Origin of the sequence: Enterobacter sp. 5-4 (assembly GCF_000612205.1) — a bacterium.
In the GTDB taxonomy this organism is placed as follows: domain Bacteria; phylum Pseudomonadota; class Gammaproteobacteria; order Enterobacterales; family Enterobacteriaceae; genus Enterobacter; species Enterobacter roggenkampii.
In genome coordinates this window covers 15,515-31,749 of sequence record NZ_JFHW01000004.1, presented here as the reverse complement: position 1 = coordinate 31,749, position 16,235 = coordinate 15,515, and the positions used below count along the sequence as shown (strand labels likewise).

Sequence of the window (16,235 nt, the reverse complement as noted above, 5' to 3'; positions counted from 1 at the left end):
GCGGATAGACTAAAAGTGTTACCTATGTTCCCGGTCTGATCTGTCACCTATGTATCCGGTCATACACTACGCTTACCGGGCCTACAGATCTTGTAGGCCGGATAAGGCGCAGCCGCCATCCGGCAAAAAGGCACTACAGCCCTCTGCGCCCCCTGCGCTGGGTATAAATCGCATCCGCAACAAAGATCGCCAATGCCACCCAGATAAAGGCGAACGTCACCATCTTATCCGCACCCGGCACTTCGCCGTAAAACACCACTGCCAGCAGGAACATCAGCGTCGGGCCAATGTACTGGAAGAAGCCCAGCGTGGAGAGACGCAGGCGCGTCGCTGCACCGGTGAAGCACAGCAGTGGAATGGTGGTTACCACGCCCGCCGCCATCAGCATCAGGTTCAGCGACCACGGATTGCTGCCCATGTGGCTGGTTGGGCTGTCGGCGATGCCGAAGAGATAAATCGCCGCCACCGGCAGCAGCCACAGGGTTTCAAACAGCATCCCCGTCTGCGCTTCCACCGCAATCTTCTTACGCACCAGGCCGTAGAAGGCAAAGCTGAACGCCAGACCGAGGGCGATAATTGGCAGCGAGCCGAACGTCCACAGCTGCACCAGCACGCCGCAGAAGGCCAGAATCACCGCCACCCACTGCATCCGGCGGAAGCGCTCACCGAGGAAAATCATCCCCAGCACGATGTTCACCAGCGGGTTAATGAAGTACCCCAGGCTCGCTTCGAGCATGTGATGGTTATTCACTGCCCAGATAAACAGCAGCCAGTTACCGCCAATCAGCACGGCAGAGAGCGCCAGCAGGAAGATCTTCTTCGGGGTTTGCAGCAGCGTTTTTACGCCCGACCACTGACGGCTGAGGCTCATCAGCGCAATCATAAAGAAAAACGACCAGATGACGCGGTGAGTGAGGATCTCATCAGCCGGAACGTAGGCGATTAGCTTGAAGTACGCCGGGGCGATACCCCAAATAAAATAAGCGGCAAGGGCGAGTAAAACGCCCTGCCGCGTCTGTTTAGCATCCATCGGGAAAATCCGTTACAAAAAAGTGAATCAATTTTACCCGATTTTGCCGCCTCAACCCACCATATAAGTGGCGGTTGCGCTGGCGATATAAACCTGTTCTTCGTTGTGTAATTCCACGCGCGCCACGGCAACTTTATTCCCGGCGCGCAGCAGGCTGCTGGTACAGGTGAAGCGGTTTCCGCGCCCCGGGCGAAGATAGTCGACGCGCAAATCAATGGTGCCCATGCGCGCCAGACGCTGGCGAAGTTCGTCTTCGTTGATGGTGTCATGGCGCGTCAGCGTACTGCCCACGCAGACCAGTCCTGCCGCCACGTCCAGCGCGGAGGCAATCACGCCGCCGTGTAAAATACTTTGCGCCCAGTTCCCGACCATCATCGGCTGGTTATTGAAACTCAGCTGGGCAAAGTCTTTCTCGTAACGCTCCAGCTCCAGTCCCAGCGCACGGTTAAACGGCATATGGTAAACAAATATCTCGCCCACGAGTTTTAACACTTCTTCGGCGGTAAGCATGGCTGACATGAGGCATCACATCCTTATTGTTAACGAAATGTTGATTTTATGCCTCAGCAACAAGGAATGCTACTTTCAGAAACGAGGATGCAGCAGTTGTCTCAGAAGTCTGTAGAATGTTCGCCACATAACTATTCAGGTAATTTTACTCTTTTGCAGGAGAACACCACCGATGCGGACGTATCTGGCCTGGTTACTGGCGGCGATTTCGCTGCCCCTCACAGCCTATGCGCAGGAAGCGACAATTAAAGAGGTGCATGATAAGCCTGCCGTGCACGGTAGCATTATCGCGAACCTTCTTCAGGAGCATGACAATCCGTTCACGCTCTATCCGTACGACACCAACTACGTGATTTACACCCAGACCAGTGACCTCAACAAAGAGGCGATAAGCTCCTATAACTGGTCTGATAATGCGCGTAAAGATGAGGTGAAGTTCCAGCTCAGCCTCGCGTTCCCGTTCTGGCGCGGCATTCTGGGGCCGAACTCGGTGCTCGGTGCGTCTTACACGCAGAAGTCCTGGTGGCAGCTCTCTAACAGCGGGGAATCCTCGCCGTTCCGCGAAACCAACTACGAGCCGCAGCTGTTCCTCGGCTTCGCAACGGATTATGAATTCGCCGGCTGGACGCTGCGTGACGTCGAAGTGGGCTTTAACCATGATTCTAACGGCCGTTCCGATCCGACTTCCCGTAGCTGGAACCGCGCCTATACGCGCCTGATGGCGCAGAACGGTAACTGGATGGTGGAGGTGAAGCCGTGGTATGTGGTCGGCAGCACTGATGACAACCCGGACATCACCAAATACATGGGCTACTACCAGCTCAAAGTCGGCTATCAGCTGGGCGATGCCGTACTGAGCGCGAAGGGGCAGTATAACTGGAATACCGGTTACGGCGGCGCGGAAGTGGGCTTAAGCTATCCTATGACGAAGCACGTTCGCATCTATACGCAGGTCTACAGCGGTTACGGCGAGTCGCTTATCGATTACAACTTCAACCAGACCCGCGTCGGCGTGGGCGTGATGCTGAACGATATTCTCTAGGTTGCTCGAATGTTTTTGCGTTAAACGTTGAAGTTTCTCTCTCAGGCGCTGAAAATAGCGCCTGTTTTATTTTTCGCATATGGGGTTAATGTGGCGCAGGCGGAAGTATTGAATCAGGAGTCGCTGGCTAAACAGGTTTTGCATGAAACCTTTGGCTACCAGCAGTTCCGCCCTGGCCAGGAAACCATCATTGAAACGGTGCTGCAAGGCCGTGACTGCCTGGTGGTGATGCCGACCGGCGGCGGTAAGTCCCTCTGTTATCAGGTGCCTGCGCTGGTGCTTAACGGCCTGACGGTCGTGGTATCCCCGCTCATTTCGCTAATGAAAGACCAGGTTGACCAGCTGCTCGCCAACGGCGTCGCGGCGGCCTGTCTGAACTCGACGCAAACCCGGGAGCAGCAGCAAGAGGTGATGGCCGGGTGCCGCACCGGGCAGATCCGCCTGCTGTATATCGCGCCGGAACGCCTGATGCTGGATAACTTCCTCGACCATCTCGCGCACTGGAATCCGGTGCTGCTGGCAGTGGATGAAGCGCACTGTATCTCCCAGTGGGGACACGATTTCCGCCCGGAATATGCCGCCCTCGGCCAGCTGCGTCAGCGCTTCCCCGAGCTGCCGTTTATGGCGCTTACCGCCACGGCGGATGACACCACGCGCCTGGATATCGTTCGCCTGCTGGGGCTGAACGACCCGTATATTCAGGTCAGCAGCTTCGACCGTCCGAACATCCGCTACATGCTGATGGAAAAATTCAAGCCGCTGGATCAGCTCCTGCGCTACGTCCAGGAGCAGCGCGGCAAGTCCGGCATCATCTACTGCAATAGCCGCGCAAAGGTGGAAGACACCGCTGCGCGTCTGCAAAATCGCGGCTTTAGCGCGGCGGCATACCATGCCGGGTTAGAGAACCACATCCGCGCCGACGTGCAGGAAAAATTCCAGCGCGACGACCTGCAAATCGTCGTCGCGACGGTGGCGTTCGGGATGGGGATCAACAAGCCCAACGTGCGCTTTGTGGTGCACTTCGACATTCCGCGCAATATCGAATCCTACTATCAGGAAACCGGTCGCGCCGGGCGTGACGGTCTGCCTGCAGAAGCGATGCTGTTTTACGATCCGGCCGATATGGCGTGGCTGCGCCGCTGTCTGGAAGAGAAGCCGCAGGGGCAGCTGCAGGATATCGAGCGCCACAAGCTCAACGCGATGGGCGCGTTTGCCGAAGCGCAAACCTGCCGTCGTCTGGTGCTGCTCAACTACTTTGGTGAAGGGCGGCAGGAGCCGTGCGGTAACTGCGATATCTGCCTGGATCCCCCAAAACAGTACGATGGCCTGATGGACGCGCGTAAGGCGCTCTCGACCATTTACCGCGTGAACCAGCGCTTCGGGATGGGCTACGTGGTGGAAGTGCTGCGCGGTGCCAACAACCAGCGTATTCGCGATATGGGCCACGACAAGCTGCCTGTCTACGGTATTGGCAAGGACCAGAGCCACGAGCACTGGGTCAGCATCATTCGCCAGCTGATTCACCTCGGCTTTGCTACGCAGAACATTGCTCAGCACTCCGCGCTACAGCTGACCGAAGCGGCGCGTCCGGTGCTGCGCGGTGACGTTGAACTGAAGCTCGCCGTGCCGCGTGTGGTCGCCCTCAAGCCGCGCGTGATGCAGAAATCCTACGGCGGCAACTACGACCGCAAGCTGTTCGCCAAATTGCGCAAGCTGCGTAAGGCCATCGCTGATGAAGAGAACATCCCGCCATACGTGGTGTTCAACGACGCGACGCTCATTGAGATGGCCGAGCAGATGCCGCTCAGCGCCAGCGAAATGCTCAGCGTCAACGGCGTCGGTACGCGCAAGCTGGAGCGCTTCGGTAAAGAGTTTATGGCGCTCATTCGTTCCCACGTTGATGGTGATGATGAGGAGTAGTCAGCCGGGCGAAAAAGTGCCAGGATGATGACTCACTGAATTATTTCCCCGCGAGCTAATTATGTTAATGCTATTTCTCACCGTGGCGTTAGTGCACATCGTTGCGCTGATGAGCCCGGGACCTGACTTTTTCTTCGTGTCGCAAACGGCCGTCAGCCGCTCCCGCAAGGAGGCGATGATGGGCGTGCTCGGTATCACCATGGGCGTTATGGTCTGGGCGGCGGTCGCGCTGCTCGGTCTGAACCTGATCCTGGCGAAGATGGCCTGGCTGCATAACATCATTATGGTCGGCGGCGGGCTGTACCTGTGCTGGATGGGTTACCAGATGCTGCGCGGGGCGCTGAAAAAAGAAGAGAAAAAACCGGAAGAGCCAAAGGTCGAGCTGGCAACGGGCGGCCGCAGCTTTGTAAAAGGGCTGCTGACCAACCTGGCGAACCCGAAAGCGATTATCTATTTCGGCTCCGTGTTCTCGCTGTTTGTGGGTGATAGCGTCGGTGCGGGCGCACGCTGGGGCATCTTCCTGCTGATCGTCGTTGAAACCTTTGCCTGGTTTACAATCGTGGCCAGTCTGTTCGCCTTACCGGCGATGCGCCGCGGCTACCAGCGTATTGCGAAGTGGATCGACGGCTTCGCCGGCGCGCTGTTCGCCGGCTTCGGCATTCATCTCATCATTTCTCGCTAAGCATGACGCGCTGACGCAAGCAGCGCGCCAACCAGCATAAACAGCGAACCAAAGACTTTATTCAGGGCCTTCATCTGCTTAGGCCCTTTAATCCACGCCGCAATCCGCTGCGCCAGCGTCGCGTAACCAATCATGACGATAATATCGACGATAATGGTGGTCGCGCCCAGCACTACATACTGCATCACCTGCGGCTGATGCGGCACGATAAACTGCGGGAACAGCGCGGCGAGGAAAACGATGCTCTTCGGGTTGGTCAGGTTGACGAAAACCGCACGCTTAAACAGATGACCGCGGTTTTGCGTCTGAGCGAGCGTATTCAGGTTAATGGAGCCTGCCGCGCGCCACTGCTGGATGCCGAGCCAAATCAGATAGGCCGCCCCGGCCCATTTCAGCACTTCAAAGGCCAGTACGGAGCGGGAGAACAGGGTGCCCAGACCAATCCCGACCAGCACGATATGAATGCCCAGCCCGGTCTGCAAACCGGCAATGGACGCCGCCGCGCCGCGATAGCCGTGGTTGATGGAGGTGGTCATGGTGTTAATGGCGCCCGAGCCCGGTGAAAGGCTAAGGATGATGGATGTCAGCAGGTAAGCGAACCACCACTCGAAGGTCATTTGAAACTCCCGAATTGTCTGTTTTTATGCCACAATACGCTATTGTTGAGTCATTTTGTGACCGGTTACGAAAAAACGATATTCCTTGGCTTAGGTGAGTAGAAACCCAATGTTTCAGCAGAAAAAGGACTGGGAAACACGAGAAAACGCATTTGCTGCTTTCTCCATGGGGCCGCTGACCGATTTCTGGCGCCAGCGTGAGGAAGATGAGTTTACGGGCGTCGGCGATATTCCAGTACGCTTTGTGCGTTTTCACGATAAGAAAAATGACCGGGTCATTGTGGTCTGCCCCGGACGTATTGAGAGCTACATCAAATACGCCGAACTGGCCTATGACCTGTTCCATCTGGGCTTCGATGTGCTGATTATCGATCACCGCGGGCAGGGGCTGTCAGGGCGCCTGTTATCGGATACCCATCGCGGCCACGTGGATAACTTCAGCGATTACGTCGACGATCTCGCCGCGTTCTGGCAGCAGGAGGTCGAGCCAGGCCCCTGGCGGAAGCGCTATATTCTGGCGCACTCAATGGGCGGTGCGATTTCAACGCTGTTTTTACAGCGCCACGCTCACCAGTGCGACGCCATTGCGCTCACCGCGCCGATGTATGGCATCGTCATGCGTTTTCCTGACTGGATGGTACGCCATATTCTCGACTGGGCTGAGGGCCATCAGCGCATTCGGGAAGGCTATGCCATCGGGACGGGACGCTGGCGGGCGCTGCCGTTTGCGATGAACGTGCTGACGCACAGTCGCCAGCGCTATCGTCGTAACCTGCGTTTTTATGCCGATGAGCCCCGCCTGCGCGTGGGTGGCCCGACATATCACTGGGTACGGGAAGGTATCCTTGCCGGTGAGCAGGTGCTGGCTGGTGTCGACAACGACGACACGCCAACACTCCTGATTCAGGCGGAAGAAGAGCGTGTGGTGGATAACCGCATGCATGACCGCTATTGTGAACTGCGCGCTGCCGCCGGTCACCCTTGTGAAGGGGGAAAACCGCTGGTCATTAACGGCGCGTACCATGAGATCCTTTTTGAAAAGGACGCTATGCGCTCAGTCGCGCTCAACGCCATTGTTGAATTTTTCAACAGGCATAATTGATTTTTGTTTTCCACCAGAGGTTGAAATCCCTATGTACCAGGTTGTTGCATCTGATTTAGATGGCACGCTGCTTTCCCCTGACCACACCCTGTCGCCTTACGCGAAAGAGACCCTGAAGCTTCTGACCGCCCGTGGCGTGAACTTCGTATTTGCCACCGGCCGCCACCACGTCGACGTGGGGCAGATCCGCGATAATCTTGAGATCAAATCGTACATGATCACCTCCAACGGTGCGCGTGTGCATGATACCGACGGCAACTTGATTTTTACCCACAACCTGGATCGCGATATTGCCGCCGATCTGTTCGGCGTGGTGCACAACAACCCGGCTATCGTTACGAACGTTTACCGCGACGACGACTGGTTCATGAACCGCCACCGCCCGGATGAGATGCGTTTCTTCAAGGAAGCCGTATTCAACTACTCCCTGTACGAGCCAGGCCTGCTGGAGCCGGAGGGGATCAGCAAGGTGTTCTTCACCTGCGACAGCCACGAAGTGCTGCTCCCGCTGGAACAGGCGATCAACGCCCGCTGGGGCGATCGCGTCAACGTCAGCTTCTCAACCCTGACCTGTCTGGAAGTGATGGCGGGAGGCGTCTCCAAAGGGCACGCGCTGGAAGCGGTCGCGAAACGTCTGGGCTTCGAGCTGAAAGACTGTATCGCCTTTGGTGACGGCATGAACGATGCTGAAATGCTGTCGATGGCGGGTAAGGGCTGCATCATGCAGAACGCGCATCAGCGTCTGAAAGATCTGCACCCGGAGCTGGAGGTGATTGGTTCTAACGCTGACAACGCGGTACCGAAATACCTGCGCAAGCTGTTCCTTGAATAATCTTCATTCGGTTGTTTATTGCTCAGTTGTCAACTAAAGAGTTCGCTACAATGCCTGTCCTTCTTTCTGAGAGACAAGCATTGTGGCGCTACTCATTATCACCACTATCCTGTGGGCCTTCTCCTTTAGCCTGATTGGCGAATACCTTGCCGGTTCGGTCGACAGCTACTTCTCGGTGCTGATGCGCGTGGGGCTGGCGGCGCTGGTGTTCCTGCCGTTTCTGCGCACGCGCGGGCAGTCGCTGAAAACGATTGTGCTGTATATGCTGGTGGGGGCGATGCAGCTCGGCATCATGTACCTGTTCAGCTTCCGGGCTTATGTCTACCTGTCCGTCTCGGAATTCCTGCTGTTCACCGTGTTAACGCCGCTCTATATCACGCTGATCTACGATTTGCTCAGCAAGCGCCGCCTGCGTTGGGGATATCTGCTGAGCGCGGCGCTGGCGGTGATTGGCGCGGCAATTATTCGCTACGACAAAGTGAGCGATCACTTCTGGACCGGGCTGATGTTCGTCCAGCTCGCCAACATCAGCTTCGCCATCGGCATGGTGGGCTACAAACGCCTGATGGAAACCCGTCCGATGCCGCAGCATAACGCGTTTGCGTGGTTCTACATGGGGGCCGCGATCGTCGCGGTGGCGGCGTGGTTTATGCTGGGTAACCCGCAAAAGCTGCCTACCACCACCGTACAGTGGGGTGTTCTGGTCTGGCTGGGCGTCGTGGCTTCCGGGTTGGGGTACTTCATGTGGAACTACGGCGCGACGCAGGTCGACGCCGGTACGCTCGGGATCATGAACAACGTACATGTTCCTGCAGGGCTGCTGGTCAACCTTGCCATCTGGCAGCAACAGCCGCACTGGCCGAGCTTCCTTATTGGGGGAGCGGTGATCCTGGCTTCGCTGTGGGTCCATCGACGCTGGGTCGCTCCGCGCTCCGCACAAACGGAAGATGGTCGCACGCGTGGTTCCGCGCTGAGCGAATAAACGCCTCCGTAATCGGCTGACGCTGCTCGCCATCGCGCACGGCGGCGTACAGCCGGCTCCACAGTCCTTCACCCAGGGTCTTGGTCACCACCAGCCCCTGGCGTTCAAAGCTCTCTACCACCCAGTGCGGCAGCGCCGCGATACCCATTCTGGCCGCCACCATCTGAATCAACAGCAGGGTGTTATCCACGCTTTTTAGCTGCGGACTGATGCCCGCGGGCTGCAGGAAGTGCCGCCAGATATCCAGACGACTGCGCTGAACCGGGTAAATCAGCAGCGTTTCCGTCGCCAGATCTTCCGGCGTGATGCGCGTTTTGGCCGCCAGCGGATGATCCGGTGCCAGCACCAGGCGCACTTCATAATCAAACATCGGTGAATAGTGCAGGCCGCTGCGCGGCAGAATATCGGACGTCATCACCAGATCCAGCTCGCCCTGCTGCAGCGAGGGCTGCGGGTCGAACGTCACGCCGGATTTAAAGTCCATCTCCACCTGCGGCCACTTCTGGCGGAAGTTCTCAAGCGCGGGGGTCAGCCACTGAATACAGCTGTGGCACTCAATGGCGATACGCAGCGTGGTCTGCTGCGGTTCGTTACATGCCTGCAGCGCGCTGGCGATCTGCGGCAGGACCTGATTCGCCAGCTGAAGCAAAATTTCACCCTGCGGCGTAAAGCGCAGCGGCTGGCTCTTACGCACAAAAAGACGGAAGCCGAGGCGTTGTTCCAGATCGCTGAACTGGTGAGAAAGGGCGGACTGGGTCTGGTGCAGCGTGGCCGCCGCTGCCGCGAGCGATCCGCAGTTCCGCAACGCTTGTAGCGTTTTCAGGTGTTTTATCTCGATCATGAAAGTCCTTCACTTCGCCATGAACATTTTGCGCTTGAGGAATATACAGTACCTGCCAATTATAGAAGTGTAAACATCTGGACGTCTAAATAACGAATTTCACAAGGGGCATACCATGACAATCCGTAATCACACTCTCGGTTTCCCTCGCGTTGGCCTGCGTCGCGAGCTGAAAAAAGCGCAAGAAAGCTACTGGGCGGGGAACGCCACCCGTGAAGAACTGCTGGCAGTGGGGCGCGAGCTGCGCGCCCGTCACTGGGCGCAGCAGAAGCAGGCGGGAATTGACCTGCTGCCGGTGGGCGATTTCGCCTGGTACGACCATGTTCTGACGACAAGCCTGCTGCTTGGCAACGTGCCGGCTCGTCATCAGAACAACGATGGATCGGTAGATATCGATACCCTGTTCCGCATCGGCCGTGGCCGTGCGCCAACGGGTGAGCCAGCGGCAGCGGCGGAAATGACCAAGTGGTTTAACACTAACTATCACTATATGGTGCCGGAGTTCGTAAAAGGTCAGCAGTTCAGGCTGACCTGGACGCAGCTTCTGGATGAAGTGGACGAAGCGCTGGCGCTGGGCCACCAGGTGAAACCCGTACTGTTGGGGCCGGTGACCTATCTGTGGTTGGGGAAAGTCAAAGGCGAGCAGTTCGATCGTCTGAGCCTGCTGAAGGACATTCTGCCGGTCTACAAACAGGTGCTGATTGAACTGGGCAAACGCGGCATTCAGTGGGTGCAAATCGACGAGCCCGCGCTGGTGCTTGAGCTGCCGCAGGTTTGGCTTGATGCTTTCAAACCGGCTTACGATGCACTCAACGGGCAGGTGAAGCTGTTGCTTACCACCTACTTTGAAGGTGTGACGCCGAACCTCAGCACCATCACCAGATTGCCGGTGCAGGGGCTGCACGTTGACCTGGTGCATGGCAAAGATGACGTCGCAGAACTGCACAAGCGCCTGCCAGCAGACTGGCTGCTCTCCGCCGGTCTGGTCAACGGCCGTAACGTCTGGCGCGCCGATCTGACCGAGAAATACGCCCAAATTAAAGACATCGTCGGCAAACGCGAGCTTTGGGTGGCTTCATCCTGCTCGCTGCTGCACAGTCCGATCGATCTGAGCGTGGAAACCCGTCTCGACCCTGAAGTAAAAAGCTGGTTTGCCTTCGCCCTGCAAAAATGTGAAGAGCTAGCGCTGCTGCGCGATGCGCTGAACAGCGACGACACGGCGGCGATTCGCGAATGGAGTGCACCAATCCAGGCGCGCCGCCACTCGGCTCGCGTGCACAACCCGGCGGTAGAAAAACGCCTGGCGGCCATCACCGCTCAGGACAGCCAGCGCCAGAGCTCGTATGAAGTGCGTGCCGAAGCCCAGCGCGCCCGCTTCAACCTGCCCGCGTGGCCAACCACCACTATCGGTTCCTTCCCGCAGACTACCGAAATCCGCGGCCTGCGTCTGGACTTCAAAAAGGGGAATCTGGATGCGAATCACTACCGCACCGGGATTGCCGAACACATCAAGCAGGCGATTATCGAGCAGGAGCGGCTGGGGCTGGACGTGCTGGTGCACGGCGAGGCCGAGCGTAACGACATGGTGGAATACTTCGGTGAACACCTGGACGGGTTCGTCTTTACCCAGAACGGCTGGGTGCAAAGCTATGGCTCCCGCTGCGTCAAGCCGCCGGTGGTCATCGGTGACGTCAGCCGTCCGGAGCCGATCACGGTTGAGTGGGCGAAGTACGCCCAGTCCCTGACCGACAAGCCGGTAAAAGGCATGCTCACCGGTCCGGTGACCATCCTTTGCTGGTCCTTCCCGCGTGAGGACGTAACCCGCGAGACCATCGCGAAGCAAATCGCACTGGCGCTGCGTGATGAAGTGGCGGATCTGGAAGCTGCAGGCATAGGCATCATCCAGATTGACGAACCGGCCCTGCGCGAAGGTCTGCCGCTGCGCCGCAGTGACTGGGATGCCTACCTGAAGTGGGGCGTGGAGGCATTCCGCATCAACGCCGCGGTGGCGAAGGACGACACCCAGATCCACACCCACATGTGTTACTGCGAATTTAACGACATCATGGATTCGATAGCCGCGCTGGACGCTGACGTGATCACCATCGAGACCTCGCGTTCAGACATGGAGCTGCTGGAGTCGTTTGAAGAATTCGACTACCCGAACGAAATCGGTCCGGGGGTGTACGACATCCACTCTCCGAACGTGCCGAGCGTGGAGTGGATTGAGTCGCTGCTGAAAAAAGCGGCCCAGCGCATTCCGGCTGAGCGTCTGTGGGTGAACCCGGACTGCGGCCTGAAAACTCGCGGCTGGCCGGAGACGCGTGCCGCGCTGGCGAACATGGTGAAGGCGGCGCAAAACTTGCGTCAGGCTTGATGATGCGTAGGCCCGGTAAGGCGTAGACGCCACCGGGCTTTTTTTTACGCTTTTTTACCGCCGTACTGGCTGAACCACGCCAGCATTCTCTGCCAGCCGTCTTTGGCTGATTCCGCGTGATAGCTCGGACGATAATCCGCGTTAAACGCGTGCCCGGCATCCGGATACACCACGATCTCCGCCTTCGCATTGGCCGCACGGAGCGCATGGCGCATGGTCTCTACCGAATCCAGCGAAATACCGGTGTCCTGCCCGCCATACAGCCCTAATACGGGGGCATTCAGCTCCGTGGCGATATCCACGGGATGTTTCGGTGAATTGAGCGTTTTTTCACCTACCAGTTTACCGTACCAGGCCACAGCGGCTTTAAGCTGCGGGTTATGCGCGGCATACAGCCAGCTGATGCGTCCGCCCCAGCAGAAACCGGTGACCAGCAGACGATGGGGATCGCCCCCGTTGCGCGCCGCCCAGCTGGCGACGTGGTCGAGATCGGCCAGCACCTGCGCGTCCGGGACTTTGCTGACCAGGTTGCTGAGCAAGGTGGGAATATCGCTGTAATCGTTCGGATCGCCCTGGCGAAAGTAGAGCTCTGGCGCAACGGCCAGATAGCCTTCCAGCGCCAGCCGGCGGCAGAGGTCGCGAATGTGTTCGTGAACGCCGAAAATTTCCTGAACCACGATCACGATGGGCAGCGGACCGTCTGCCGATTTTGGTCGTGCGTGGTAAGCAGGCATATTCTCTCCCTGCGAGGGAATAGAGGTCTCACCCGCCGTGATGGCCTCTTCAGACGTTGAGACGATGGTTGAGGCATGCGGGGCCGCAGCAGGTGCAAAACCGGTTTTTTCAGTCATGGCATTCTCCGTACCAATGAGTTAGCGCAAAGGTAAATATAGTCACCAGGTTAACAACTCACAGTGCCTTAAACGGTCTATCTTTTGTGCAGCACCTGACGATATAACTTGTTAATGTGATGTAAATCACCTTTTTGTGGAAATACAATGCAATCATTTTCATTCATGGTGAGATGTGTCACGAAATTATGCTTTCCGCTTCTGTAAAGTACCGTTTTACTTCTTCTGACTAACCGACCCACAGAGGAGTCACCTATGTCTAAGTCTGATGTTTTTCATCTCGGCCTCACTAAAAACGATTTACAAGGGGCTACGCTCGCTATCGTCCCTGGCGATCCGGAGCGTGTGGAAAAGATCGCCGCGCTGATGGATAAGCCGGTTAAGCTGGCAGCCCATCGTGAATTCACCACCTGGCGCGCAGAGCTGGATGGTAAAGCCGTGATCGTGTGTTCTACCGGTATCGGTGGCCCGTCTACGTCTATTGCTGTTGAAGAGCTGGCACAGCTGGGCATTCGTACTTTCCTGCGTATCGGTACCACTGGCGCTATTCAGCCGCACATCAACGTCGGCGACGTGCTGGTGACGACCGCGTCCGTGCGTCTGGATGGCGCAAGCCTGCACTTTGCGCCGATGGAATTCCCGGCAGTAGCAGACTTTGAATGTACCACCGCGCTGGTTGAAGCCGCGAAATCCGTTGGCGCGACCACTCACGTGGGTGTAACCGCTTCGTCCGATACCTTCTATCCCGGTCAGGAGCGTTACGACACCTTCTCTGGCCGCGTGGTAAGCCGCTTCAAAGGCTCTATGGAAGAGTGGCAGTCCATGGGCGTGATGAACTACGAAATGGAATCCGCCACGCTGCTGACCATGTGCGCAAGCCAGGGCCTGCGTGCCGGTATGGTGGCGGGCGTTATCGTCAACCGTACTCAGCAGGAAATCCCGAACGCTGAAACCATGAAGCAGACCGAAAGTCATGCGGTGAAAATCGTGGTTGAAGCCGCGCGTCGCCTGATCTAATCCTCTCCTTTCGAAATCAAAGGCCGACACGTTCGGCCTTTATTTTTTGCGTAGCGCCTCGCAGGAAAACCCTTTCAAACTGGACGTTTATACAGCACAATCTTATTTTGTGCGGGTAATACGTTGATGCAGGGGGCATTGTGGATATCTCAGTCCTGATTTATGCGGTGATTGCGCTGGCGGGCGTGGCGATAGGCTGGCTCATTTCCAGCTATCAGCATGCACAGCAGAAGGCCGATCAGCTGGCTGAACGCGAAGAGATCGTCGCCGAATTAAGCGCGGCAAAGCAGCAGCTTGCGCTGAGTGATCACTGGCGAGAGGAGTGCGAGTTACTCAACAACGAGCTGCGCAACCTGAGAGATATCAACACCTCACTGGAGGCCGATCTCCGCGAAGTGACCACCCGTCTGGAATCCACTCAACTGCATGCGGAAGATAAAATCCGCCAGATGATCAACAGCGAGCAGCGCCTCAGCGAACAGTTTGAAAACCTCGCGAACCGTATTTTTGAGCACAGCAACCGCCGCGTTGACGAGCAGAACCGCCAGAGCCTGAACAGCCTGCTGACGCCCCTGCGTGAACAGCTGGACGGCTTCCGCCGCCAGGTACAGGACAGCTTTGGTCAGGAAGCCCGAGAGCGGCACACCCTGGCGCATGAAATCCGCAATCTCCAGCAGCTGAATGCCCAGATGGCGCAGGAGGCGGTCAACCTCACCCGCGCGCTTAAAGGGGATAACAAAACCCAGGGCAACTGGGGAGAAGTGGTGCTGACCCGCGTCCTGGAAGCCTCTGGCCTGCGGGAAGGGTATGAATACGAAACCCAGGTGAGTATCGAAAACGATGCCCGCTCGCGAATGCAGCCGGATGTGATTGTGCGGCTGCCGCAGGGCAAAGATGTGGTGATTGACGCCAAAATGACGCTGGTGGCGTATGAGCGTTACTTCAATGCGGAAGATGACTACACCCGAGAATCGGCGCTGCAGGAGCACATTGCCTCCGTACGCAATCATATTCGCCTGCTCGGCAGGAAAGACTATCAGCAGCTACCGGGGCTGCGCTCGCTGGACTATGTCCTGATGTTTATTCCGGTAGAGCCCGCGTTTCTGCTGGCACTCGACAGGCAGCCTGAACTCATCACCGAAGCGCTCAAAAATAATATTATGCTGGTCAGCCCCACCACGCTGCTGGTGGCCTTACGCACGATTGCGAACCTGTGGCGCTACGAGCACCAGAGCCGCAACGCGCAGCAGATTGCCGACCGCGCCAGCAAGCTGTACGACAAAATGCGCCTCTTCGTGGACGACATGTCCTCAGTCGGGCAGAGCCTGGACCGCGCGCAGGATAACTACCGTCAGGCGATGAAAAAACTCGCCTCAGGACGTGGCAATCTTCTGGCGCAGGCCGAATCATTCCGCAGCCTGGGGGTTGAGGTGAAACGCGAGATTAATCCGGAATTGGTTGAACAGGCTACCGCCCAGGATGACGAGTTTCGCCTGCGTGAAGGGGCAGAAGAACAAAAGACAAACAGCGAAGACAATGCGTTAGCGGTGGATTTATCACCAGACGAGACTCCGGCGCGTTTCTTTCACGGTGGTTGAAACGTAGGGCAATTGCGCCCAATCTGTTACACTTCACGAACATTTTACTGATAAGCAGGCTCTGAGATGGTTGACGATTCACAAGACACAACGCACTTTGGCTTTCAGACTGTCGCCAAAGCGCAGAAAGCTGACATGGTGGCCCACGTATTTCATTCCGTGGCGGCGAAGTACGATGTGATGAATGACCTGATGTCGTTCGGCATTCATCGCTTGTGGAAGCGCTTCACTATCGACTGTAGCGGCGTGCGTCGTGGACAAACGGTGCTGGATTTAGCTGGTGGTACGGGCGATTTAACTGCAAAGTTCTCACGTCTTGTGGGCGAAACCGGTCGCGTTGTTCTGGCAGACATTAATGACTCCATGCTCAAAATGGGCCGCGAAAAGCTGCGTAACATCGGCGTGGTGGGGAATGTGGAATATGTGCAGGCCAACGCCGAAGCGCTGCCGTTCCCGGATAATACCTTTGACTGCATCACGATCTCCTTCGGTCTGCGTAACGTGACCGATAAAGAAAAAGCGCTGCGCTCCATGTATCGCGTGCTGAAGCCGGGTGGACGCCTGCTGGTGCTCGAATTCTCCAAACCGATTATCGAGCCGCTGAGCAAAGCTTACGACGCCTATTCCTTCCACGTGCTGCCGCGCATCGGTGAGCTGGTGGCTAACGACGCGGAAAGCTATCGCTATCTGGCGGAATCTATCCGTATGCACCCGGACCAAGACACCTTAAAAGCCATGATGCAGGATGCTGAATTCGAGAACGTTGAATATTTCAACCTGACGGCGGGTGTCGTCGCGCTGCATCGCGGTTACAAGTTCTGAGTGGAGGTGTCC

The 16,235-nt window shown here is 57.2% G+C and carries 15 protein-coding genes; 10 read left to right on the top strand and 5 right to left on the bottom strand.

What is annotated here, in order from left to right:
• Positions 1–133 precede the first annotated feature (133 nt).
• Both rarD and yigI read right to left on the bottom strand, forming a co-directional pair.
• The gene (gene rarD / locus AA74_RS0101380) at positions 134–1,030 is read right to left on the bottom strand and encodes an EamA family transporter RarD (RefSeq protein WP_025910465.1); all 897 of its coding nucleotides are present in this window, start codon (positions 1,028–1,030) and stop codon (positions 134–136) included.
• A 51-nt stretch (positions 1,031–1,081) separates the two neighbouring features.
• Complete coding sequence (gene yigI, locus AA74_RS0101375; RefSeq protein ID WP_008501538.1) at positions 1,082–1,549, bottom strand: acyl-CoA thioesterase YigI; 468 nt, start codon at positions 1,547–1,549, stop codon at positions 1,082–1,084.
• 163 nt (positions 1,550–1,712) lie between these two features.
• Between yigI and pldA the strand changes: the two genes are divergently transcribed.
• The 3 genes from pldA (at position 1,713) to rhtC (ending at position 5,184) form a co-directional block, all read left to right on the top strand.
• Entirely contained in the window at positions 1,713–2,582 is an 870-nt protein-coding gene (gene pldA / locus AA74_RS0101370) for a phospholipase A (RefSeq protein ID WP_008501537.1), read from the top strand.
• A gap of 90 nt (positions 2,583–2,672) precedes the next feature.
• The gene (gene recQ / locus AA74_RS0101365; RefSeq protein WP_021242852.1) at positions 2,673–4,502 is read left to right on the top strand and encodes an ATP-dependent DNA helicase RecQ; all 1,830 of its coding nucleotides are present in this window, start codon (positions 2,673–2,675) and stop codon (positions 4,500–4,502) included.
• Positions 4,503–4,563: 61 nt separating this feature from the next.
• Entirely contained in the window at positions 4,564–5,184 is a 621-nt protein-coding gene (gene rhtC / locus AA74_RS0101360; RefSeq protein WP_010426287.1) for a threonine export protein RhtC, read from the top strand.
• Here rhtC and rhtB read toward each other — a convergent pair.
• Positions 5,181–5,801 carry a homoserine/homoserine lactone efflux protein gene (gene rhtB, locus AA74_RS0101355; protein WP_008501533.1) on the bottom strand — a complete coding sequence of 207 codons (621 nt, stop codon included), beginning with the start codon at positions 5,799–5,801 and terminating at the stop codon, positions 5,181–5,183. The genes rhtC and rhtB overlap by 4 nt on opposite strands.
• Positions 5,802–5,910: 109 nt before the next feature.
• Here rhtB and pldB point away from each other — a divergent pair, with 109 nt between their 5' ends.
• The 3 genes from pldB (at position 5,911) to AA74_RS0101340 (ending at position 8,717) form a co-directional block, all read left to right on the top strand.
• Positions 5,911–6,903 carry a lysophospholipase L2 gene (gene pldB, locus AA74_RS0101350; protein ID WP_008501532.1) on the top strand — a complete coding sequence of 331 codons (993 nt, stop codon included), beginning with the start codon at positions 5,911–5,913 and terminating at the stop codon, positions 6,901–6,903.
• Positions 6,904–6,934: 31 nt separating this feature from the next.
• Positions 6,935–7,735 carry a sugar/pyridoxal phosphate phosphatase YigL gene (gene yigL / locus AA74_RS0101345; RefSeq protein ID WP_025910456.1) on the top strand — a complete coding sequence of 267 codons (801 nt, stop codon included), beginning with the start codon at positions 6,935–6,937 and terminating at the stop codon, positions 7,733–7,735.
• An 82-nt stretch (positions 7,736–7,817) separates the two neighbouring features.
• Positions 7,818–8,717 carry a carboxylate/amino acid/amine transporter gene (locus AA74_RS0101340; protein WP_008501530.1) on the top strand — a complete coding sequence of 300 codons (900 nt, stop codon included), beginning with the start codon at positions 7,818–7,820 and terminating at the stop codon, positions 8,715–8,717.
• Here the strand turns inward: AA74_RS0101340 and metR are convergent.
• Positions 8,605–9,558: an HTH-type transcriptional regulator MetR gene (metR, locus tag AA74_RS01000000121920; RefSeq protein WP_032667210.1), complete on the bottom strand. Its 954-nt coding sequence runs from the start codon at positions 9,556–9,558 to the stop codon at positions 8,605–8,607. The two genes, AA74_RS0101340 and metR, sit on opposite strands and share 113 nt — an antisense overlap.
• 115 nt (positions 9,559–9,673) lie before the next feature.
• Here metR and metE point away from each other — a divergent pair, with 115 nt between their 5' ends.
• The gene (metE, locus tag AA74_RS0101325; RefSeq protein WP_025910453.1) at positions 9,674–11,935 is read left to right on the top strand and encodes a 5-methyltetrahydropteroyltriglutamate--homocysteine S-methyltransferase; all 2,262 of its coding nucleotides are present in this window, start codon (positions 9,674–9,676) and stop codon (positions 11,933–11,935) included.
• A gap of 44 nt (positions 11,936–11,979) precedes the next feature.
• Here the strand turns inward: metE and AA74_RS0101320 are convergent, their stop codons facing one another.
• A complete protein-coding gene (locus tag AA74_RS0101320) occupies positions 11,980–12,786 on the bottom strand; it encodes a dienelactone hydrolase family protein (protein WP_021242857.1) in 807 nt (268 codons plus the stop codon).
• 255 nt (positions 12,787–13,041) lie between these two features.
• Between AA74_RS0101320 and udp the strand changes: the two genes are divergently transcribed.
• The 3 genes from udp to ubiE all read left to right on the top strand — a co-directional run bounded on the left by udp (position 13,042) and on the right by ubiE (position 16,223).
• Positions 13,042–13,803 (top strand): uridine phosphorylase, encoded by a 762-nt coding sequence (gene udp / locus AA74_RS0101315; protein WP_003860792.1) that lies wholly within the window; start codon positions 13,042–13,044, stop codon positions 13,801–13,803.
• A 140-nt stretch (positions 13,804–13,943) separates the two neighbouring features.
• The gene (gene rmuC / locus AA74_RS0101310; RefSeq protein ID WP_025910449.1) at positions 13,944–15,401 is read left to right on the top strand and encodes a DNA recombination protein RmuC; all 1,458 of its coding nucleotides are present in this window, start codon (positions 13,944–13,946) and stop codon (positions 15,399–15,401) included.
• Between the two features lie 66 nt (positions 15,402–15,467).
• Positions 15,468–16,223 (top strand): bifunctional demethylmenaquinone methyltransferase/2-methoxy-6-polyprenyl-1,4-benzoquinol methylase UbiE, encoded by a 756-nt coding sequence (gene ubiE, locus AA74_RS0101305; protein WP_008501525.1) that lies wholly within the window; start codon positions 15,468–15,470, stop codon positions 16,221–16,223.
• The last annotated feature ends 12 nt before the right edge of the window (positions 16,224–16,235 follow it).